Source organism: Flavobacterium indicum GPTSA100-9 = DSM 17447 (genome assembly GCF_000455605.1).
Classification (GTDB): domain Bacteria; phylum Bacteroidota; class Bacteroidia; order Flavobacteriales; family Flavobacteriaceae; genus Flavobacterium; species Flavobacterium indicum.
Genome location: NC_017025.1, coordinates 1,915,968 through 1,935,199, shown reverse-complemented (window position 1 = coordinate 1,935,199; position 19,232 = coordinate 1,915,968). Strand labels below are relative to the sequence as shown.

Annotated in this window: 21 protein-coding genes and 1 tRNA gene; 9 read left to right on the top strand and 13 right to left on the bottom strand. The window is 31.0% G+C overall.

Annotated features, from left to right (window positions below; all coding sequences use genetic code 11):
* The first annotated feature begins 11 nt into the window (after positions 1-11).
* Entirely contained in the window at positions 12-707 is a 696-nt protein-coding gene (locus KQS_RS08980; RefSeq protein ID WP_014388869.1) for a TlpA family protein disulfide reductase, read from the top strand.
* 66 nt (positions 708-773) lie between these two features.
* On the opposite strand, the gene KQS_RS08975 is transcribed toward KQS_RS08980, so the two are convergent.
* Genes KQS_RS08975 through KQS_RS08965 form a run of 3 tightly spaced genes read right to left on the bottom strand, consistent with a single transcriptional unit; the run spans position 774 to position 2,771 of the window.
* Entirely contained in the window at positions 774-1,154 is a 381-nt protein-coding gene (locus KQS_RS08975) for a sulfite exporter TauE/SafE family protein (protein ID WP_014388868.1), read from the bottom strand.
* A gap of 6 nt (positions 1,155-1,160) precedes the next feature.
* The gene (locus KQS_RS08970; protein ID WP_014388867.1) at positions 1,161-2,051 is read right to left on the bottom strand and encodes a lytic transglycosylase domain-containing protein; all 891 of its coding nucleotides are present in this window, start codon (positions 2,049-2,051) and stop codon (positions 1,161-1,163) included.
* Between the two features lie 60 nt (positions 2,052-2,111).
* Positions 2,112-2,771, bottom strand: a complete 660-nt coding sequence (locus tag KQS_RS08965) for an alpha/beta hydrolase family protein (protein WP_014388866.1) — start codon at positions 2,769-2,771, stop codon at positions 2,112-2,114.
* Positions 2,772-2,992: 221 nt separating this feature from the next.
* Between KQS_RS08965 and KQS_RS08960 the strand changes: the two genes are divergently transcribed.
* Positions 2,993-3,277 (top strand): GNAT family N-acetyltransferase, encoded by a 285-nt coding sequence (locus tag KQS_RS08960; RefSeq protein ID WP_014388865.1) that lies wholly within the window; start codon positions 2,993-2,995, stop codon positions 3,275-3,277.
* Positions 3,278-3,310: 33 nt separating this feature from the next.
* Here the strand turns inward: KQS_RS08960 and mtaB are convergent, their stop codons facing one another.
* A complete protein-coding gene (mtaB, locus tag KQS_RS08955) occupies positions 3,311-4,639 on the bottom strand; it encodes a tRNA (N(6)-L-threonylcarbamoyladenosine(37)-C(2))-methylthiotransferase MtaB (protein ID WP_014388864.1) in 1,329 nt (442 codons plus the stop codon).
* A gap of 305 nt (positions 4,640-4,944) precedes the next feature.
* On the opposite strand from mtaB, the gene KQS_RS08950 reads away from it, so the two are divergent.
* On the top strand, positions 4,945-5,196 hold the full coding sequence (locus tag KQS_RS08950; protein WP_014388863.1) for a type B 50S ribosomal protein L31: 252 nt from the start codon (positions 4,945-4,947) through the stop codon (positions 5,194-5,196).
* A 105-nt stretch (positions 5,197-5,301) separates the two neighbouring features.
* Entirely contained in the window at positions 5,302-6,474 is a 1,173-nt protein-coding gene (locus tag KQS_RS08945; RefSeq protein WP_014388862.1) for a GlmU family protein, read from the top strand.
* Between the two features lie 78 nt (positions 6,475-6,552).
* Here KQS_RS08945 and KQS_RS08940 read toward each other — a convergent pair whose 3' ends face one another.
* Genes KQS_RS08940 through KQS_RS08930 form a run of 3 tightly spaced genes read right to left on the bottom strand, consistent with a single transcriptional unit; the run spans position 6,553 to position 8,910 of the window.
* Positions 6,553-6,999, bottom strand: a complete 447-nt coding sequence (locus tag KQS_RS08940) for an SRPBCC family protein (RefSeq protein ID WP_014388861.1) — start codon at positions 6,997-6,999, stop codon at positions 6,553-6,555.
* Positions 6,999-7,343 (bottom strand): iron chaperone, encoded by a 345-nt coding sequence (locus tag KQS_RS08935; RefSeq protein WP_014388860.1) that lies wholly within the window; start codon positions 7,341-7,343, stop codon positions 6,999-7,001. The genes KQS_RS08940 and KQS_RS08935 overlap by 1 nt, the downstream gene beginning before the upstream one ends.
* 10 nt (positions 7,344-7,353) lie before the next feature.
* Positions 7,354-8,910 (bottom strand): protein adenylyltransferase SelO, encoded by a 1,557-nt coding sequence (locus KQS_RS08930; RefSeq protein WP_014388859.1) that lies wholly within the window; start codon positions 8,908-8,910, stop codon positions 7,354-7,356.
* A 101-nt stretch (positions 8,911-9,011) separates the two neighbouring features.
* Between KQS_RS08930 and KQS_RS08925 the strand changes: the two genes are divergently transcribed.
* A complete protein-coding gene (locus KQS_RS08925; protein WP_014388858.1) occupies positions 9,012-10,496 on the top strand; it encodes an aminotransferase class V-fold PLP-dependent enzyme in 1,485 nt (494 codons plus the stop codon).
* 24 nt (positions 10,497-10,520) lie between these two features.
* On the opposite strand, the gene KQS_RS08920 is transcribed toward KQS_RS08925, so the two are convergent.
* Positions 10,521-11,399, bottom strand: coding sequence for a lysophospholipid acyltransferase family protein (locus KQS_RS08920; protein WP_014388857.1), 879 nt, complete (start codon positions 11,397-11,399; stop codon positions 10,521-10,523).
* 72 nt (positions 11,400-11,471) lie between these two features.
* On the opposite strand from KQS_RS08920, the gene KQS_RS08915 reads away from it, so the two are divergent.
* Positions 11,472-12,107 (top strand): rhomboid family intramembrane serine protease, encoded by a 636-nt coding sequence (locus KQS_RS08915; RefSeq protein WP_014388856.1) that lies wholly within the window; start codon positions 11,472-11,474, stop codon positions 12,105-12,107.
* A gap of 45 nt (positions 12,108-12,152) precedes the next feature.
* A complete protein-coding gene (locus KQS_RS08910) occupies positions 12,153-12,842 on the top strand; it encodes an SIMPL domain-containing protein (protein WP_014388855.1) in 690 nt (229 codons plus the stop codon).
* Between the two features lie 108 nt (positions 12,843-12,950).
* Here the strand turns inward: KQS_RS08910 and KQS_RS08905 are convergent.
* From KQS_RS08905 to KQS_RS08885, 5 genes are all read right to left on the bottom strand, one after another.
* A tRNA-Tyr gene (locus KQS_RS08905) sits at positions 12,951-13,034 on the bottom strand.
* Between the two features lie 152 nt (positions 13,035-13,186).
* Positions 13,187-14,320: a TlpA disulfide reductase family protein gene (locus KQS_RS08900; protein WP_014388854.1), complete on the bottom strand. Its 1,134-nt coding sequence runs from the start codon at positions 14,318-14,320 to the stop codon at positions 13,187-13,189.
* A 72-nt stretch (positions 14,321-14,392) separates the two neighbouring features.
* Positions 14,393-15,799 (bottom strand): MBL fold metallo-hydrolase, encoded by a 1,407-nt coding sequence (locus tag KQS_RS08895; protein WP_014388853.1) that lies wholly within the window; start codon positions 15,797-15,799, stop codon positions 14,393-14,395.
* A 32-nt stretch (positions 15,800-15,831) separates the two neighbouring features.
* Complete coding sequence (locus KQS_RS08890; protein ID WP_014388852.1) at positions 15,832-16,464, bottom strand: Crp/Fnr family transcriptional regulator; 633 nt, start codon at positions 16,462-16,464, stop codon at positions 15,832-15,834.
* Positions 16,465-16,565: 101 nt separating this feature from the next.
* Positions 16,566-17,561 carry an SIMPL domain-containing protein gene (locus KQS_RS08885; protein WP_014388851.1) on the bottom strand — a complete coding sequence of 332 codons (996 nt, stop codon included), beginning with the start codon at positions 17,559-17,561 and terminating at the stop codon, positions 16,566-16,568.
* A gap of 161 nt (positions 17,562-17,722) precedes the next feature.
* On the opposite strand from KQS_RS08885, the gene KQS_RS08880 reads away from it, so the two are divergent.
* Both KQS_RS08880 and KQS_RS08875 read left to right on the top strand, forming a co-directional pair.
* Positions 17,723-18,625 (top strand): hypothetical protein, encoded by a 903-nt coding sequence (locus KQS_RS08880; RefSeq protein ID WP_014388850.1) that lies wholly within the window; start codon positions 17,723-17,725, stop codon positions 18,623-18,625.
* A gap of 1 nt (position 18,626) precedes the next feature.
* Positions 18,627-19,214, top strand: a complete 588-nt coding sequence (locus KQS_RS08875; RefSeq protein ID WP_014388849.1) for a hypothetical protein — start codon at positions 18,627-18,629, stop codon at positions 19,212-19,214.
* Positions 19,215-19,232: the final 18 nt, after the last annotated feature.

Here is a 19,232-nt window from a genome sequence, read left to right as displayed (position 1 = left end):
ATAAATTGATAATGAATAAGTTAGCTTTAATAGTATTGTTTATTTTAATTAGAAGTACAGCCAATGCTTCTGATACTACAGCTGTGTTTTCAGCTTCTGTTAAAGCTAACTTTAAAAAATATATCAGTCTCAGTAACAATGCTTACAATAAAAAAGATTTTGAAAAAGCACAACAACTTTTTGATTCTTTGGTTCAAAATTCATTAGTCGGAACACAATTTGATGATTTTAGTTTTAAACAAGTGGGTAAAAAACGCCTTCAATTATCAAAAATTAACAAGCCTACTTTAATTATTACTTATGCTTCTTGGTGTATTATGGGTAAAGGAGAACTACCTGCATTAAATAAATTAGCAGCTCAATACAAGGATAAAATACAAATAGTAGTGCTATTTTGGAATAAGAAAAATGAAATGAAAAAAATAGCGCGTAAATTTAATTCAGATATAAAGGTTTGTTATGCCCATGAAACCGAAAGAAAAGATTATAAAGCTATTACATTATTGAAAAAAACGTTGGGATTTCCAACAATGTATTTTTTAGACCATAATTTGGAAGTTGTTGATATTCAACGATCATTTGTTAAACCCGAAAGTAAAATTGATATAAAAACTTCAATTGCATTTTACTATCAAAAGTTTAATAATGGTATCTCTAATTTAGTTATTTCGGATACATCAAGAGATATGGGTTTAGCAAAAAATTGATTATTGAAAAACCATTTGGATGAAGATTATGAAGACATAAAAGAACTACTCTTTTCCAAATGGTTTTTATTTGTCTAGTAGCATTTTGCCTGCAATTACAATTAAAATGATGGCAAATATTTTCTTTAATGTTTTTTGATCTAAGCTAATTGCGAATTTACTTCCAATAATACTTCCTAAAACAAAGAATACGGCAATTATAAGCGCAAATTTGACATTTATATGTCCTTCTTGATAATAGTTATAAACTGCAACAGCAGTAACAGGTACGGCTAAAACTGCTAAACTTGTACCTTGTGCTTGGTGTTGAGTCATACCAAAAAACAATACCATTAAAGGAACCATGATTACGCCGCCACCCACGCCAACTAATCCACTTAATACTCCTGCTAAAATTCCAATAATTATTAGCGATATAATTGTTTGTGCTGTCATAGGTGCTTTCATGTTTAGTTAATTTTTGTTGTATCCTTCAATTGGTATAGCTAATTCATATACTTTTTTTGATGGATTTTCTAATTTTTTATCTCTCAACCAAGGATTGTGCGTTTTTAGTATTTTGTAATTCACTCCTTGCTTAAGTGCAAAGTCAGACAAATCATTTATAGTTGAGTCAATACTTACTTTTTTAATTGTTACGTTTTTATATAATGCTTCCTCTGGAATTAAATACCCATATTTTTCAGGGTTTTTCATAATTTCTTTCAAAGCTAAAATTCTAAAAACATAACGTGCAGTTTCCTCGGTAAGCCATAAATCATAGTAATCATTCGACTTCTGAAAATCAATTTGTTTTTGAAGTCCGGTCATACCTCCATTGTACGAGGCTGCAGCCATGGTCCAAGTGCCAAATTTTTCTTTAGCTTTTTTTAAATAATCACAAGCGGCTTGTGTTGATTTTTCTAAATGATAGCGTTCATCTACTTGTTCTCTTACTTCTAAGCCTTTTTCCTTAGCTGTTTCAGGCATAAATTGCCAAACACCTTTTGCTCCTGAAGGCGAAACAGCGTTCACCAAGCCACTTTCAATAACAGCTAAATATTTAAAATCGTCAGGCACACCATTTTTTGCCAAAATAGGTTCAATTATTGGAAAAACACGGTTAGCTCTTTTTATCAATAATGAAGTAGTCGAATTCATATTAATGTTAATCGACATCTCTCTATCTAATCGTTCTTTAACATCCACTAATGATGTTGGTACTTTTTCACCTGCAAAATCCATATCTAAAGGATAAGCTTTGTGGTATTTTGAATACGCCACATTTTTAGTAGTTGAAAAAATTAAAATTCCACTGGCAAGAACCAATAAGATAATAATACTAATTCTACTTGTCATTTTCATAATCATGTTCAAATTTAAGCTTTACTAATTCAAAGTTATGTAATTAATGTTACACAATTTTTATTCCAATATTATTTTTGGAAGATTTTCACTCAACCATTTGTGCTTATTTACAATCATAATATGCGTTCCTCCTTTTACAACAATACAATTTTTTATGTGTTTAATAGGGAAGACCATATCCTCATCTCCATGAATATGAATAACTTTATCGTCTGGAACACTTCTTTTCCACAGTAAAACATTTTTAATTGCCCAATCTAAATAGTTGGTATTTTTCATTTGCAAATATTTATTGTAAAGCTGTACTCTTTTAGCTAATAATCCTCTTCCTTTTACATAACGAGCTAAATAATTTACTTTTCCCAACAAACTGGTTGGTAGTATTTTGTAAAAATGAGTTGCTTTTGCTAATCGCATATGTGTAGGTAGTTCTTGATTACTTTTTACACTTGAGATGATAATCACTTTTTTAGGATTTACAAATTGAGCCATTTCTTGAACCATAATACCACCAAACGACACTCCGATTAAAACAATGTTTTCTTCTTTTATTGTTTCGCACATTCGTTTGGCATAAGACGAAATAGTTTCATTGGGATGCGGTAAAATCCATTCTATATAATGCATTTCAAATTTATCCTTTGGAAGTTGAATGTATTCAAAAATCCCAGTACTAGCGGCTAATCCGGGAACGAAATAAACATGAATTTTGGACATTTTGGTATTCTAAATTTTCTTAAAAATATAACTTTATTTTTTTACTACGTTAAATTTTATCATCAAATTAACGTTAAATTCATAAAAATAATACTAAAACGGTGAATTTCTTTTAGTTGGATATTGACTTGATTTGTTTTTATTACTAATTTTGCAAAAAATTTCAGAGATAAACTAATAATTGAGACTGAAATTGATTAACAATTTAGCGAAAAAACACAATGAGTACAATTAAAGATAATGAATTGTTAAGACAGTTTGAAACTACAACAGATAACGGACTTTTAACAATTGAGTATGCGGTTCAAGAAAGAAAAATTTTCTTAACAAAGTTATGTGCGGTTGAGAATGAAGCACAAGAAAATGTAGATGATTTTATAAAAAATGTTTTAGAGATTGCTCAAGAAAAAAAATATAAAGTTGTTCCAACCAATACTAAAATTGTCTCGTTTTTTAGAAAGAACAAGTCTTATAAAGATTTATTACCTCCAGGTATTAAAATATAAAGGAATAAAAAAAGAAGCTCAAGGCTTCTTTTTTTATGCTTCAACTTCAACAAAAGCGATACGTACACTTCCGTCTTCGTCAATATGAGTTAAATTTACTTCGTGTAAGGTGTTAACCAACTCAGGATTCCAAGGGGTTTTTACTTTTACATAGTTTTCTGTAAATCCATGAATGTAACCTTCTTTGTTTTCTCCTTCAAATAATACAGTTCTTTGAGTACCTAATTGACTTTCGTAAAAGGCTCTTCTTTTTTTAACAGATAATCCTCGAAGCATTTTGCTTCTCTTTGCACGAACATTATTAGGTACTACGCCTTCCATTAAGATAGCTTCTGTATTATCACGTTCAGAATAAGTGAAAACATGGAGGTAAGAAATATCTAAATCATGTAAAAAATGATAGGTTTCTAAAAAATGTTCGTCGGTTTCGCCAGGAAATCCAACAATTACATCTACCCCAATACAAGCATGAGGCATTACTTCACGAATTTTGGCTACACGTTCTGTATACAATTCACGCATGTAGCGACGTTTCATTTTCTTTAAAATATCGTTACTTCCAGATTGTAATGGAATGTGAAAATGCGGTACAAAAGTTCTACTTTGCGAAACAAATTCAATGGTTTCATTTTTTAATAAATTAGGTTCAATAGAAGAAATACGTAAACGTTCAATTCCTTCTACTTTATCTAAGGCTTGAACCAGCTCTAAAAAAGTATGTTCGTGTTTTTTGTTGCCAAATTCACCTTTACCGTAGTCACCAATATTTACACCCGTTAAAACAATTTCTTTGATGTTTTGTTCTGAGATTTCTTTAGCGTTTTTTAAAACATTTTCCATGGTATCGCTTCTAGAAATACCTCGAGCAAGCGGAATGGTGCAATAGGTACATTTGTAATCGCATCCATCTTGTACTTTTAAAAAGGCTCGTGTACGATCGCCAATGGAATAACTTCCAACATAAAAATCGGCTTCGTCAATTTCACAAGAATGCACTTCACCTTGTTCATTTTTTGACAAATCATTTATATAATCTGTGATTTTGAATTTTTCTGTAGCGCCTAACACCAAATCTACGCCATCCACAGCGGCTAATTCTTCTGGTTTTAATTGTGCGTAACATCCAACAGCAGCAACAAATGCTTTTTCATTTAATTTCATGGCTTTTTTAACCACTTGTTTAAATTGTTTGTCTGCGTTTTCTGTAACGGAACAGGTGTTTATAACATAAATGTCGGCTACATCTTCGAAATCCACACGTTCGAAGCCTTCATTTTGAAAATCTCTGGCAATGGTAGAAGTCTCAGAGAAATTTAATTTGCATCCTAAAGTGTAAAATGCTACTTTCTTTTTATTTTCCATAAGTAATTCTCAATTAATGAAATCGTTGTCAAAAAATTGAGCGTGCAAAAATACAGATAATGTATCAATTAGGCAATTTGAAAATGGGTTTATTTTAATTTCAATCATTTGCTCAGTAATAAAATGCCTCAATTATGTTTTAAAAAGTTTATTTTATAGAATCAAAACTTGTAGATTCACAAAAAAGTAGTATATTTGCACCTCAAATTAGAAAAAAGTATAACAAAAGGTTATAAAGCGTTTACACCTTTTAAATTTTAAAAGCCGCGAAACGAGTTATAATCATAAATTTAAAAAGATTTATCATGAAAAAAGGTATTCACCCAGAAAATTACAGATTAGTAGCATTCAAAGATATGTCAAATGAAGACGTATTCATCACTAAATCAACAGTTGAAACTAAAGAAACAATCACAGTTGATGGTGTAGAATACCCAGTATTTAAAATGGAGATTTCTAGAACTTCTCACCCTTTCTATACAGGTAAATCTAAATTAATCGATACAGCAGGTCGTATCGACAAATTCAAAAACAAATACGCGAAATTCCAAAAATAATAGAATTTCCTATTCATACAGAAGCCTCGATTTTTTCGAGGCTTTTTTTATGGTTTTCTTCTACAAATCCATTAACTTTGAATCTTTACTTAGAAAAACAAAACCATGAATTATATTCTTTTTGATGGTAACGTGCGTAATGCGTTGTTGCCTTTTACTTTTACTAGACCGGTAGCTGATATTCGTGTGGGAATTTTGACCATTCGTGAAAAATGGGAGAAATATTTGGGCTACACTACCACTACAATTACAGAAGAATACTTGTCTGAAAAATATCCAATGGTAGAAATGGAAGAAAATGTAATCATTAATGCTTCTTTTTTACCGAACCAAGTTTTAGCTGAAATGGTCCGTAATTTAGAGGAAAATCAAGCTATTTTTTATGATGATGAAGTTTTAGCTTTCTATACCAAGGAAGGGCAAGAAGTTGATTTTGACACGTATGAAATTATTGAATATACAGATGAATGTTTGCGAATTGAGCATACTTGGGATATTTTCCAGAAAAATGACGCCGCCATTCGTGAAGATTTTGAGTTGTTAACCGAAGATCGTTTTTCGCAACCCATACCAAAATCGGTCAATGTAATAGCCCCTGAAAATGTATTTATAGAAGAAGGAGCAAAATTGGAGTTTGTAACCCTAAATGCTTCTACTGGACCGATTTATATTGGTAGAAATGCTGAAATCATGGAAGGTTCTGTTATCCGTGGACCTTTTGCTTTGGGTGAAGAAGCACAAGTAAAACTAGCTACAAAAATTTATGGTGCCACAACAGTAGGTCCACATTGTAGGGTAGGAGGAGAAGTAAATAATTCTGTTATGTTTGCCTACTCAAACAAAGGTCACGATGGTTTCTTAGGGAATTCTGTGTTAGGAGAATGGTGTAATATAGGTGCAGATAGTAATAATTCTAATTTGAAAAATAACTATGAGGAAGTAAAGCTTTGGAGTTATGAATCGGAACGTTTTGAAAAAACAGGTCTTCAATTTTGTGGATTAATGATGGGAGATCATAGTAAATGTGGGATCAATACCATGTTTAATACGGGAACAGTAATTGGAGTTAGTGCCAATATTTTTGGTAGTGGTTTCCCAAGAAATTTTGTTCCAAGTTTTAGCTGGGGTGGTGCTTCTGGATTCATGACTTACATTACTAAAAAGGCCTTTGAAACGGCTAGAATTGTAATGAGTAGAAGACATATAGATTTCACTTCGGAAGACGCCAAAATCCTAGAACATGTTTTTGAAGAAACTAAAAAATACAGAAACGAGTAATAAAAAGTAATCAAACATATAAAAACGACCATTAAGAAATTCAACTGTTATTAAGTACATTTCTTAATGGTTTTTTATTTACAATTGTTCGGCTATTTCCTTTACTTTTTCTAAGCCTTTTGGGAAATGAGTTTTAAAGTATTCTAAATAATTTTCCATAGTATCTATGGTAACTTCAAGCGTATTAAAGTTGTCTTTTGGAATAATTCTATAATCTTCTGTTGCGCCCGTCCATTCCATAGTGTCATCGTTTAATGGCTGTTCTTCGTAGTTTTTAAGTTCGCCCAAATGACAAAAAGCAATATATTCATTTTCAATTTTTTCTTCAATATCGGCATACATTCCATCTCCATTAGGAGCTATAAAATGAATACGGTCTCCTTCATTAAAATCCGATTCGTAGTAAGTGCCTTCGCAAAACGCATTACACCATGTGGTATAATTTTCTTTATCCCATAAGGCCTTCCATATTTTTTTTGGTTCAGCTTGAATATCTATTTGAAAAATTAATTTAACTAATGCCATTATTCTAGTTCGATTTGTTTACTTCTAAATTCGATTATTTTTTTTATCAAATCAAAAGGAATTGGATTTTCATTTGGAAATTGAATGGTTCCTTTTGAGGTTTTATAATTTTGAATATGCTCTTTAAAAACGTTAATTGCTTCTGCACCCGGGTAAAACCCTATATGATTTTTAAATCCGGCATAATGAATCAGATTTTTATTGCTTATTTTCAAAGTTGGAATTCCGTATCTGATGACTTCATTAGCATTAGGTTCCATTTCTAAAATGAAATTCCTTATAGAAATTAATTTAGCTTTTATTTCCTCAGGTTGGTTGATGTAATAGCGTTCTAATTCATTCATAATATGTAGTTTACGAACTGCAACTCAACATGGAACAGCCTACTTTTGTTCTTGCCCAATCCGGTCTTTTGGCAAACCATTTTTCCATTTCAGGTTGTTCAGCGTATGGCTTTTTTAAGAGTTCAAAAAATTCATCAATCATTTCATATTTTCCTGTATTGGCTTCATCTATAGCTAATTGTGCCATATAGTTTCTTAGCACATATTTAGGATTGATTGCATTCATTTTTACTTTACGCACTTCATCCAATACACCTTGAGAATTAATTTGTTTTAGATAGTCTTCCATCCAATTTAACCAGCGTTCTTTAATAGATCCGTCGATTTCATTTGGTAAATAAAATGCAGGACTTATTTTTGATAAGGCACTGTCCGGATAGTCTTGTAAATTGACGGTGCTTAATAATCTAAAAAAAATAGTCATATCGGTTTCTGAAAGTTGCAAACATTCCAATAATTGATAAACCAATTTATGTGTTGAATCGTTATGATTTTCACATCCAATTTTACTGCACATCATTCCTAAAAAACGATTTTCATAATTTGAAGCAAAAGAAGTAAGGATACTTTCTAAAGGTGCTGTTTCTTCAATGAGTGGGTACAGTGAATTAGCGAATTGATACAAGTTCCAAAGCATAATATCTGGTTGGTTTCCAAAACGATACCTTCTGTTTTCTCGATCAGTAGTATTAGGAGTCCATTCTAAGTTAAAGTCTTCTAACCATCCATACGGACCATAATCAATGGTAATTCCATGAATTGACATATTATCAGTATTCATCACTCCGTGAACAAACCCAACGCGTTGCCAATGGATAACTAAATCTAATGTTTTATCTGTAACGAGTTTTAATAAGTCAATGTATCTTTGTTTATCCTGACTTGTGATTTCAGGAAAATAAGTATCAATAGTATAATCTGCTAACTTTTTTAGGTTGTCAAGATCTCCTTGTGAAGCAAATAGTTCAAAATTACCAAAACGAATAAAACTTGGTGCCACCCTACAAACAATAGCTCCTTTTTCTAATGCCGGATTACCGTTATATAACATGTCGCGCATGACATCGTCACCTGTTAGAAATAAGGCTAGCGCACGTGTTGTGGGTATGCCTAAGTAATGCATTGCTTCACTACACAAATATTCACGGATAGACGAACGTAAAACTGCAAATCCGTCGCCTCTTCGAGAATAAGGTGTTGGGCCTGCTCCTTTGAGTTGGATGGACCAATTGTTGATTTCTCCTAAGTTGATAGCTCTTCCATCGCCTAATTGCCCTGCCCAATTACCAAATTGATGTCCGGCATAATTCATGGCAAACGGTTTAGAATTGTCTCCCAAAGATGTACCTGAAAATACCGATGTAAATTCATTCGATTGAATATAGTCAACATTTAAATTTAATATATCAGCAACCTCTTTACTGGAATGAATTAAAAAAGGTTGAGTGGGTGTAATTGGATTCACATAAGAAAAATGAGCAGCGGGTACTAATCGTACATAATTATCAGTTATGGAATCGGCAACTAAATTGGAGGTGAAATTATTTTTAAATAAGGGCATATTCATAGCATTTGTCACATATATCCAAAGTTACTAATTAAAATTGGATTAAAAATTTTAATTATACATTTTCAAAATTAGTATCTTTGAAAGCAAATTTTCAAATCATGTCAGTTACTACAACAAAAACACAACTAGAACACTATTTTGAGACGTTTAGAAACGATATCATTGGTATAAATCAAGATTTTGATTCACCATTTGGTACCAAAAAAATTATATATACAGATTGGACAGCCAGTGGAAGACTTTACAGACCCATTGAAGAAAAGTTAATGAACCAATTTGGTCCTTTTGTTGCGAATACCCATACTGAAACTTCGGTTACAGGTACAGCTATGACTATGGCTTATCATGAAGCGCGTCATATTATTAAACATCATGTCAATGCTAATGAAAATGATGTGTTGATTACCGATGGAACAGGTATGACTGGTGTGGTAAACAAATTGCAACGTATTTTAGGCTTACGTGTTTCTGAAAATTTAAAAGAGTATACTTCAATTCCGCAAGAAATAAGACCTATTGTTTTTATTTCTCATATGGAACACCATTCCAATCAGACTTCTTGGTTAGAAACAATTGCAGATGTTGTTGTTATTCCAGCTACTGAAGAGGGATTGTTTTGTGTAGAAAATTTTAAAAAATTAGTACAACAATACGAAAATAGAAGTTTTAAAATTGCCTCTATTACTTCTTGTTCCAATGTTACAGGTATTCAAACACCTTATCATGAAGTGGCAAAAATTATGCACCAACACGGAGGCGTATGTTTTGTAGATTTTGCATGTTCAGGACCTTATGTAGCCATTGATATGCATCCAAAAGATCCAGAAGCTTATTTAGATGCTATTTTCTTTTCGCCACATAAATTTTTAGGAGGTCCTGGAACTTCAGGAGTATTGATTTTTAATAAAAACTTATACAAAAATAATGTACCCGATTGTCCAGGTGGGGGAACAGTGAGTTGGACAAATCCTTGGGGAGAGCATAAATACATCGATAATATTGAAGAAAGAGAAGACGGAGGTACTCCTGGTTTCTTGCAAGTAATAAAAACAGCTTTAGCTATTCAGTTAAAGGAGAAAATGGGGGTTCAAAACATTTTAGATAGAGAACACGAAATTGTTGAATATGTTTTTGATCGTTTATCAACGGTTGCTAATATTACTATTTTAGCCGGACAACACAAAGATAGGTTAGGTGTAATTTCCTTTTATATTGATGATTTACATTATAATTTAGGGGTGAAATTATTGAATGATCGTTTTGGAATTCAAACACGTGGTGGTTGTAGTTGTGCGGGTACTTATGGTCATTATTTATTACACGTTGATCAAGAAACTTCAAATGCCATTACATGCAGTATTACGTCAGGAGATTTAGAACGTAAACCAGGTTGGATTAGAATGTCGATACATCCAACAACAACTTCAGAAGAAATTCAATTTGTTTGTGATGCTATTATTCAATTAGCTGAAAACTTTAAAAATTGGGCCACTGATTATGAATACAATCCAAAAACGAATGAATTTACATTTAAAGGAGCCATATCTTCAATAAAAGAAAAAGTCCATTCGTGGTTTAATTAATACTAAAAAGAAAGCTTGTAAATTTTACAAGCTTTCTTTTTTATGTTTCCAACGTTTATGTGTCCATAAGTAAAATTCAGGGGCTTCATATATTTGTTTTTCAACTTCTTTTATGAATTTTCTTGACACTTCAAATTCAGGCTCATTTTGTATGTTATCACTTAAAGGAATGAATGTAGCCAAATAATGTCCACGTTTCACTTTTTCAATTTTCATATACAATACATTCATATCTAATTTTCGAGCTAACATTTCACCACCAGTATGAATTGGAACCGTATATCCCATAAATTTATCCCATAATTGTGCTTTATTTGGTTTTGGATTTTGATCACTAATAAAACCGTAAACGCCTTTTATTCCTTTTTCTTCATTTTCAACTACTTCTTTAACAGTGTTTTTAGTATCAATTAAGACAGCATCAAATCGAGAACGTATTTTTTTAACTAAATTATCAAAATACTTGTTCTGAATTTTTTTATAAATGCCAAACCCTTTAATATTTATATGCGTTCCTAAAGCAATAGACCATTCATAACTAGCATAATGCGCATAGAATAATATAATGCTTTTGTTTTTTAATTCATATTCGTGGAATAATTCCAAATTTGTAAACTGAAATCGTTTTTGAATTTCTGATTTTGTTATAGTTAATGTTTTTATCATTTCCAAAAATAGATCACACATATGACTATAAAATTTTCTTTCAATTTTTCTTTGTTCTTGTGTTGTTAAATGCGGAAGTGTTAAAGCAATATTTGCTCTTACTGTTTTTTTTCTATAACCAATAACGCGATACACTAGAAAACAAATACAATCAGAAAATAAATAAAAAAGAGGAAACGGCAGTATAGAAATCAGCCATAAAATAGGGTAAACTAAAATATAGAGTAGAAATTGCATGTAACTATTTTTTACAAATATACTATTTTGTATTAGTTTAAAAATAGTACCTTTATCTTTTAACTTTATATTATGTTTCCTATTACTTATTTCATTATTGGTGCCACAATTTTAGTGAGTTTAAAAGGATTTAATGATCCTTCTTTTTTTGAAAAATTTAAGTTTAATGTATCAGCGGTAAAATATGGACAACAATACAGGTTGTTTTCTTCTGGATTTTTGCATGCTGACTTTTTTCACTTGTTTTTTAATATGTTTTCTTTTTGGAGTTTTTCTCCAATTTTACTAGCCAATTTTGAAACTAGAAATATTCTATTAATTTATTTTGGAAGTATGATGTTAGGAAGCTTGTTCATGTATTACTTTCATAAAAATGAACCTTATTATTCTGCAATTGGCGCATCTGGAGCGGTTTCTGGAATAATATATAGTGCTGTTTTATTAGAGCCTAATATTCGGTTATTGGTATTTTTTATTCCCATGCCGGGCTATGTTTTTGCGGTTTTATATTTAGCGTATTCGATATTTGGAATGAAAGGCAGATTTGATAATATTGGTCATACGGCTCATTTTGGCGGTGCTCTAGGAGGATTAGTGTTGACGTTGCTTATAAAGCCCGAATTGCTTTATCAAAACCCTTTGTTTATAGCAGTTATGTCAATCCCAATTATCGTATTATTTGTAATGGTCAAATTGAAAAAAATATAATTGGCATACTTATTGTTTTATAAGAAAAAACTAAATAGATATACGATGAAAAAAATGATTTTAATTTTAACCTTGATGACAACATTTGGAGCTATGAGTCAAGAACAAAAAAATAACATTCCACAAATTTCTGTGAATGGAGAAGGTAAAGTAAAAGTAACTCCTGATATTGCAGTAATTACGTTAGGGGTACAAAATAATGGTAAAGATGCTAAAGAAGTTAAGGCACAAAACGATATTGTGATTGATAAAGTATTGAAGTACATTAAGAAATTTAATATTCCTACTGCAGATTATCAAACTGCACAAATGAACTTGTACAAGAATTACGATTATGAGAAAAAGAAATATTCTTATGAAGCCAATCAAACAGTAACAGTTACATTAAAAGACGTGTCGAAATATGACCTTTTCATGATGGATGTAATGGAAACGGGAATAAATAGAATAGATGGAGTAGAGTTTAAATCATCAAAAATTGAGCAATACGAAACAGAAGCACGTAAAAAAGCCATGTTAAATGCTAAAAAGAAGGCAGAAGACTATCTTTCAGTGTTACCTGGACAAAAGCTTGGTAAAGCCATTTTTATTTTTGATCAGTCAAATACTTATTATCCACAACCAGTAATGTATGCAAAAGCTGCGGCTATGGAAGTAGCAGATACTAGAGAAACTTTAGCGGTAGGTGAAATAGAAGTTACAAGTACAGTGCAAGTAAGTTTTATTTTGGAATAAAGTTATAAATGATATAAAAAGTAAATATAAAAGAAGCATCAAATAATTGGTGCTTTTTTTGTATTTTATGTAAACAAAAAAAAGCACTTCTTTCGAAGTGCTTTAGTGTGGTGGGGAGAGCAGGATTCGAACCTGCGAAGGTTTCCCAGCAGATTTACAGTCTGCCCTCGTTGGCCGCTTGAGTATCTCCCCAGCCCTGATTAGCGGTTGCAAATATAGGGTAGATTTTTAAAGTTCCAAAGGTTTTTTTAGGTATTTTTTCAATTATTTTCTAAAGTTCTGATAATGAAGAATAAAAAAATCTCCAAATAAGGAGATTTTTTTATTTTTATAATAATTAGAGTTTATTTCACCCCTAAAAGTGCTTTAACTTTGGCTTTTAATTCTTCGCCTCTTAAATCTTTTGCAACAATAGTTCCTTTTTCATCTAAAATAAAAGTAGAAGGAATTTGGTCTACATTATACATTTGTGCAATAGGATCTTTCCATCCTTTTAAATTAGATACATGTGTCCATGTTAATTTATCTTTAGCTATAGCTTCTTTCCATTTTGAAGCATCTTCATCTAAAGAAACGCCAATAATGTTTAGACCTTTACTGTGTAATTCGTTATAAAGTGCTACCACATTTGGATTTTCTTTTCTACACGGTCCACACCAAGAAGCCCAAAAATCAATAATAGTAACTTTACCCATTGATTCTTTCAAAGAAATTTCTTTACCTTCAGGCGATTTTGCCGAAAATTCTAATGCTTTTTTACTGTCTTGTTTTTGGTTTTTTTCGGTTTGTTTATTTAAATTCAACATTTTTATAATGCTAAGTGCACTTTTTGTTTTCTTCAAATTATCGTCTAATTGACTAATTATTTTGTCAGTTTCCTTATCCGTTAATAAACCTTTGAAAAATAAATTTTCTGTTAGAAGTACTGAAACAAATGTATTTGGATTTGCTTTGATAAAGTTTTTAGATTTTACATTCATTTCTTCTTGCAAAGCTCTAAATTGTTCCATTACAACTTTTACTTTTGCTTTTTCTTCTTCAGTTTCAGGCTTTTTAGATAAAATAGCAATGTTCTCATCGTTAATCTTTTTAGCCTTTGCAAAAATATCTTTATTTTCTAAATTGTATTTTGCATATAAATCGTTGTTGTCTGTTCCTGATATTTTAGAATTTTGAATATTTTTATTGTCATAATCTAAAGTTATGGTTCCATTTTCTAAAATAAAAGGCAATGAACCTCCATTTTCAGTTTCAAAAGTTACAAATGCAATTTCTGGCAACTCTGCTTTTCCTTCAAAACTGAATTTTCCATCAGTTACAATACTCGTATCTAATGGTTGAGGACCTCCCATTTCATTAGAAGTTAATAAGATAGCTTTTGTTCCATTTTTTACATCTTTAGTAGTTCCTTCTACTTTATATTTATTGTTACATGAAACTAAAATAACGGCTGTTACAAATAATACTAATTTTTTCATTTTTTTAATTATTCCTTAGGGTTTTAAATGATTGCAAATGTACTTAAATTTAGTACATCTATACTATTACTGTTAAAGTGTACTTGGGCACACAAATTTGGTTAATTCTATTGAAGTGTTTTTGATTCCGCCCATACCTTTTTCAACATTTATCATATTGTGATACCCTCTAGATTTTAAAATAGAAGACATAATTACGGAACGATAACCTCCAGCACAATGTAAATAATAAGGCTCATCCTGCGGTAGTTCTTTATAGAGTTCGTTTATAAAATCCAAAGGAATATTTTTAGCGCCTACTACATGTTCTGCTTGGTACTCTCCAGGTCTTCTTGCATCTATTACAGTTTTTGTTTGGTATTCTTTTTCAAAAGTTTCTGGTGTGATAGAGTTTATTGAATCCGTTTCATAACCAGCTTTTTTCCAAGCTTCTATTCCGCCATTCAATATACCTAATGTGTTATCAAATCCAACTCGAGACAATCGGGTAATGGTTTCTTCTTCTTTTCCTTCAGGTGTAATTAATAAAATAGGTTGTTTCACATCTCTAATTAAGGCACCTACCCAAGGAGCAAATTGGCCATGTAATCCAATAAAAATAGAAGACGGAATATGTTCTTTTACAAAATCATTTTCATGGCGAACATCTAAAACAACGGCATTTGTTTGTTGTGCTAAGGCTTTAAATTCTTCTGGATTTAAACGAACAGTTCCTTTTTTAATGATTTTTTCTAAACTGTCATAACCTTGAATGTTCATCATTACGTTTTGAGGGAAATAGGCAGGAGGAGGAGTTAATCCGTCAAGAAGTTCTTTCTTAAATTCTTCTTTAGTCATGTCCGCTCTCAAAGCATAATTCACTTTTTTCTGATTGCCTAACGTATCGGTCGTTTCTTTACTCATGTTTTTTCCACAAGCACTGCCTGCACCATGATTAGGATAAACTATTAAATCATCAGACAACGGCATTATTTTGTTGCGTAACGAATCGAATAAATATCCTGCTAAAGTATCTTCAGTTAAATTTTCAACTAATTTTTGAGCTAAATCGGGTCTGCCAACATCTCCAATAAACAAAGTGTCTCCGGTTATAATACCCTGTTGATTGCCGTTTTCATCGATTAATAAATAGCAAGTACTTTCTAAGGTATGCCCTGGCGTATGAATCGCTTTAATTGTATAATTTCCAATGTTGAATTCTTGACCATCTTCTGCAATAATTGCTTCAAAATTAGGTTGAGCTGTTGGACCATAAACAATTTTGGCACCTGTTTTTTCAGCCAAATCCAAATGTCCAGAAACAAAATCAGCATGAAAATGCGTTTCAAAAATGTATTTAATTTTTGCCTTGTCATTAGTTGCTCGCTCTAGATAAGGGCCAACTTCACGTAACGGATCAAAAATAGCTGCTTCACCGTTATTTTCTATGTAATAAGCTGCGTGAGCAATACAACCAGTATATATTTGTTCAATTTTCATAATCTATCTTTTTTGCAAAATTAATGTAAAAATTAGAATACTAAAACTTCAATTTTATTGCGATGAAGTTTGATTTTTCCTTGTAATTCTAATCCTTTTAACAATCTTGATACCACCACTCTAGAAGTATGCATTTCAGAAGCAATTTCTTGATGCGTGTTAGCAATTTCAGTTGTTCCTAATACTTTTACCTTGTCCGAAAGGTATTTGAATATACGTTCATCTAAATTTTTGAAGGCCAAAGTATCTATAGCTTCTAGCATTTCATTTAAACGCACATTATAACTTTCAAAAACAAAATTTCGCCAGGTTTTGTATTTGGTCAACCATTCTTCCATTTTTTCAACAGGAATCATAAGCATTTCACCATCCGTTTCAGCGACAGCTCGTATTTTACTTTTGTGTTGTCCCATGCAACAAGTTAAAGTCATTGCGCAAGTATCACCTCGCTCTAAAAAGTACAGCAAAAATTCATCTCCATTTTCATCTTCTCTTAGTATTTTTATAGCGCCATGAATTAGTAAAGGCATGGTTTTTATATAATCTCCAATTTCAATTAAATACTCATCAGCTTTAAATTTTTTATATTGAGAAACCTTTAATATTTCATTTATTAATTCTTCCTCAAAAATATAGCCATAAGCATTTTCTAAAATTTCTCGCATAGTTTATTTTTTTGTAAAGATACTTCTTTATTCTCTTAAAAAAATGTTACTAAAGTTACAATAATAGATAAAAAAGAAAAAACCTCCGAAGAGGTTTAATGTTATAATGCTAATGGTTTTATGTCTCCTGCTGGTGTGATAATGTAATAGCGGTTGTTTCTTATGATTGTATTTTTAGGCAATTGATCTTCTTTGAGTTTTATTTTAATTGTTAAATCATAAAAAATTTGAATGGTGGGTTCGGTAATATCCGCATTTACAACAAAGGTGTGTGATTTCGCTAGGGCTGCATCATAAAATTGGGTGCTATTTTTTTTGATTGAGTTGACTTGGGAATCAGGAGCAAAATTTATAGCTGCCTGACTGTATGCCGTGTACGATTTGTAACTTTCCATAGGGTAAATAGTGTTATACCCTTCTACTAATGTTTTTTCTTTTTTAAATAAATCGGTATTCATTATTGCAGAGTAATTGGTTAACATTTGTTTGTATTCTTCTGATGCTTTTAGTTGTAAAACATCACGAATATGATCTAAATTACTGGTTACATAATCAACTTTTGCTAAATCATAAATTTCTTGTTTGGCACAAATGTTCATTATTTTGTTTAAATCATTCGTGTTTTTATATTTAATGATTAAGTTCTTTTTTAATTCAAAGCCTGCTGGTTTTTCATTGTATGTTTTTGGATTGAAAATTTTCTTTTGAATTTCATATTCATAAGTAGGGATAAAAGAAATCATGTCTGAAACCACTTCTATTTCGGGACTAAATAGTTTTACTTCTTTCATAACATTTTCTATTCTTTCATCCATTAAATTGGTTACTTCTTCAGCTGTTTTGCCGACTTGTAAAACACTAAAAACGGCTTTTTGACTGGTAGCTTTTTCATTGTATATTCCTTTTATTTGAATTACCATTTCCAAATCATTACTGTACGACGTTTGAATCGTATTAATCGTAGGGTTTTGATATTGGTTTTGATAATTGTAATTGCCACTTGCTGCTTCTTTACTGTTTACATTTCCTGAATGTTGTGCCAATGCACCAATAGAAGTTGCAAGGAATAAGCCTGATAATACATTTTTAATTTTCATAATACATTGTTTTTTAAGTTTCTGATGCAAACTTAATTTCTGATGTAAATTTTATCTTGGTAAATCTACTGTTTTAGCTTTGTAAAGTTTTTTCAGTACATTTACAGTGCTTTTACAGTAAAAGGCAAACGGACTAAAATTACTTTTACATCAAGTTAAAGATGACAGATTTAGAATTATTTTATCAATTAAAAGAGAAAGTATTGGAACGCTATAAAGAAAGCAATCCGTACTTTAATGGCAATTGGAAAAATTTTAGTTCACAAGATATTTTACAATTAATTGATGAGATTCAAATCCAAACCAAAAGTACAGTAAGTGAAAAGTGGATATATACCCATTTAAAACCTGAAACAAATGTAAAGCTACCTCGAAAAGATATGTTAGATATTTTATCGAGTTATGCGAATGAAAAAAGTTGGGATGCCTTTAAATTTAATGCCATTAATACGCTTGAAACGCTTCCGCAATCCAATAAGCAAAAAAGTAAGTGGAAGTTGAGTTATCTGTTATATTCAGTCCTTTTTTTACTATTTATAGGAATACTTTATTTTAAGATTAAAAAGCCAAATCAGACCTCAATAGTATTAAAAAATAGCTTTACAAATGACAGTGTTTCTAAACAAGAAGTCAAAGCTTACATTATTGAGGATTCTATTGAAAAACCAGTAGATTTAGAAAAAGAAGAAATTACAAATGAAAAACCAATTAAAGTTTTAATAAAAAGTCCCTTTTATCAATCTAAGAAAATTGTATTAGAGCCTAATCTTGCGGTTAATACTATTGAATTAAAACCTAACGATTATGCGATGGTTTTAAAAGCATTTTTAAAAAGTGACATTAAAGATTGGCAAATCAGAAAGCAACAGTTAAAGAAAATATTGTCTGATAACTTAGAAGTGATTGTTATGCTACCGAATAATCTGGGAGCAGAGTATTTGAATAAAGAGGAATTTGCACAAAAATTAATAATTCCATCTCCTTCGTTAAAAAAGATGTCAATTATTGAAGTAGAGAATGATGAAAATGATAGAATTAAATTTATTAGAATTATACAGGATTAAAATGAGAAATAAATTTATACTATTCTTCGCTTTTTTAATTTCCAATTTTTCAATTGGACAAAGTGCGGGTACACATCAAAAAGAAGCAACAGAAAAAGTTCAACTGGAAGCAACAACCGCAGCAAACAAAAAACAAAACAGCGCACTAATACAAAAAACATTCAGTTCAGCGGCTATCCAAGCTTATGAAAATCAAGCCATTTCAAGAATTGAAGATTTTTATGCGTACTTGAATTTATTAGCAGTAACACAAGATGTAGCAGAGCAAAATGAAATTAAATTAGCCATTGAAGCACTCTTTTCAAAAAACCAATTTCTAGTAACCAATTTCATTAAGCCCGAAACAAAAGTGACTTTAGCGCAACTTTTAAATAATAGTTGTAATCAAAAATTAACATTTGAACTCTCAAACGCGAGAATTAATGAAGTAGGACCGCACTTTTTTTTAGTTGAATATAACTTAAAAATGAAAAGTGAAATGGGGGAAAGCGAAAGCGTGATCAATCAAAAAGTCTTATTTTATCCGCAAATAAAAGAATTTGGTGAAATTAAAAAGCAGGTTTGGCAATTGGAATTATTTGAATTTTAACACCATTTATCTTTTATT

Coding starts and splice junctions, on each gene's coding strand:
- KQS_RS08980 (WP_014388869.1), top strand. CDS start 12: ATGAATAAGTTAGCTTTAATAGTATTGTTTATTTTAATTAGAAGTACA.
- KQS_RS08975 (WP_014388868.1), bottom strand. CDS start 1,154: ATGAAAGCACCTATGACAGCACAAACAATTATATCGCTAATAATTATT.
- KQS_RS08970 (WP_014388867.1), bottom strand. CDS start 2,051: ATGAAAATGACAAGTAGAATTAGTATTATTATCTTATTGGTTCTTGCC.
- KQS_RS08965 (WP_014388866.1), bottom strand. CDS start 2,771: ATGTCCAAAATTCATGTTTATTTCGTTCCCGGATTAGCCGCTAGTACT.
- KQS_RS08960 (WP_014388865.1), top strand. CDS start 2,993: ATGAGTACAATTAAAGATAATGAATTGTTAAGACAGTTTGAAACTACA.
- mtaB (WP_014388864.1), bottom strand. CDS start 4,639: ATGGAAAATAAAAAGAAAGTAGCATTTTACACTTTAGGATGCAAATTA.
- KQS_RS08950 (WP_014388863.1), top strand. CDS start 4,945: ATGAAAAAAGGTATTCACCCAGAAAATTACAGATTAGTAGCATTCAAA.
- KQS_RS08945 (WP_014388862.1), top strand. CDS start 5,302: ATGAATTATATTCTTTTTGATGGTAACGTGCGTAATGCGTTGTTGCCT.
- KQS_RS08940 (WP_014388861.1), bottom strand. CDS start 6,999: ATGGCATTAGTTAAATTAATTTTTCAAATAGATATTCAAGCTGAACCA.
- KQS_RS08935 (WP_014388860.1), bottom strand. CDS start 7,343: ATGAATGAATTAGAACGCTATTACATCAACCAACCTGAGGAAATAAAA.
- KQS_RS08930 (WP_014388859.1), bottom strand. CDS start 8,910: ATGAATATGCCCTTATTTAAAAATAATTTCACCTCCAATTTAGTTGCC.
- KQS_RS08925 (WP_014388858.1), top strand. CDS start 9,012: ATGTCAGTTACTACAACAAAAACACAACTAGAACACTATTTTGAGACG.
- KQS_RS08920 (WP_014388857.1), bottom strand. CDS start 11,399: ATGCAATTTCTACTCTATATTTTAGTTTACCCTATTTTATGGCTGATT.
- KQS_RS08915 (WP_014388856.1), top strand. CDS start 11,472: ATGTTTCCTATTACTTATTTCATTATTGGTGCCACAATTTTAGTGAGT.
- KQS_RS08910 (WP_014388855.1), top strand. CDS start 12,153: ATGAAAAAAATGATTTTAATTTTAACCTTGATGACAACATTTGGAGCT.
- KQS_RS08900 (WP_014388854.1), bottom strand. CDS start 14,320: ATGAAAAAATTAGTATTATTTGTAACAGCCGTTATTTTAGTTTCATGT.
- KQS_RS08895 (WP_014388853.1), bottom strand. CDS start 15,799: ATGAAAATTGAACAAATATATACTGGTTGTATTGCTCACGCAGCTTAT.
- KQS_RS08890 (WP_014388852.1), bottom strand. CDS start 16,464: ATGCGAGAAATTTTAGAAAATGCTTATGGCTATATTTTTGAGGAAGAA.
- KQS_RS08885 (WP_014388851.1), bottom strand. CDS start 17,561: ATGAAAATTAAAAATGTATTATCAGGCTTATTCCTTGCAACTTCTATT.
- KQS_RS08880 (WP_014388850.1), top strand. CDS start 17,723: ATGACAGATTTAGAATTATTTTATCAATTAAAAGAGAAAGTATTGGAA.
- KQS_RS08875 (WP_014388849.1), top strand. CDS start 18,627: ATGAGAAATAAATTTATACTATTCTTCGCTTTTTTAATTTCCAATTTT.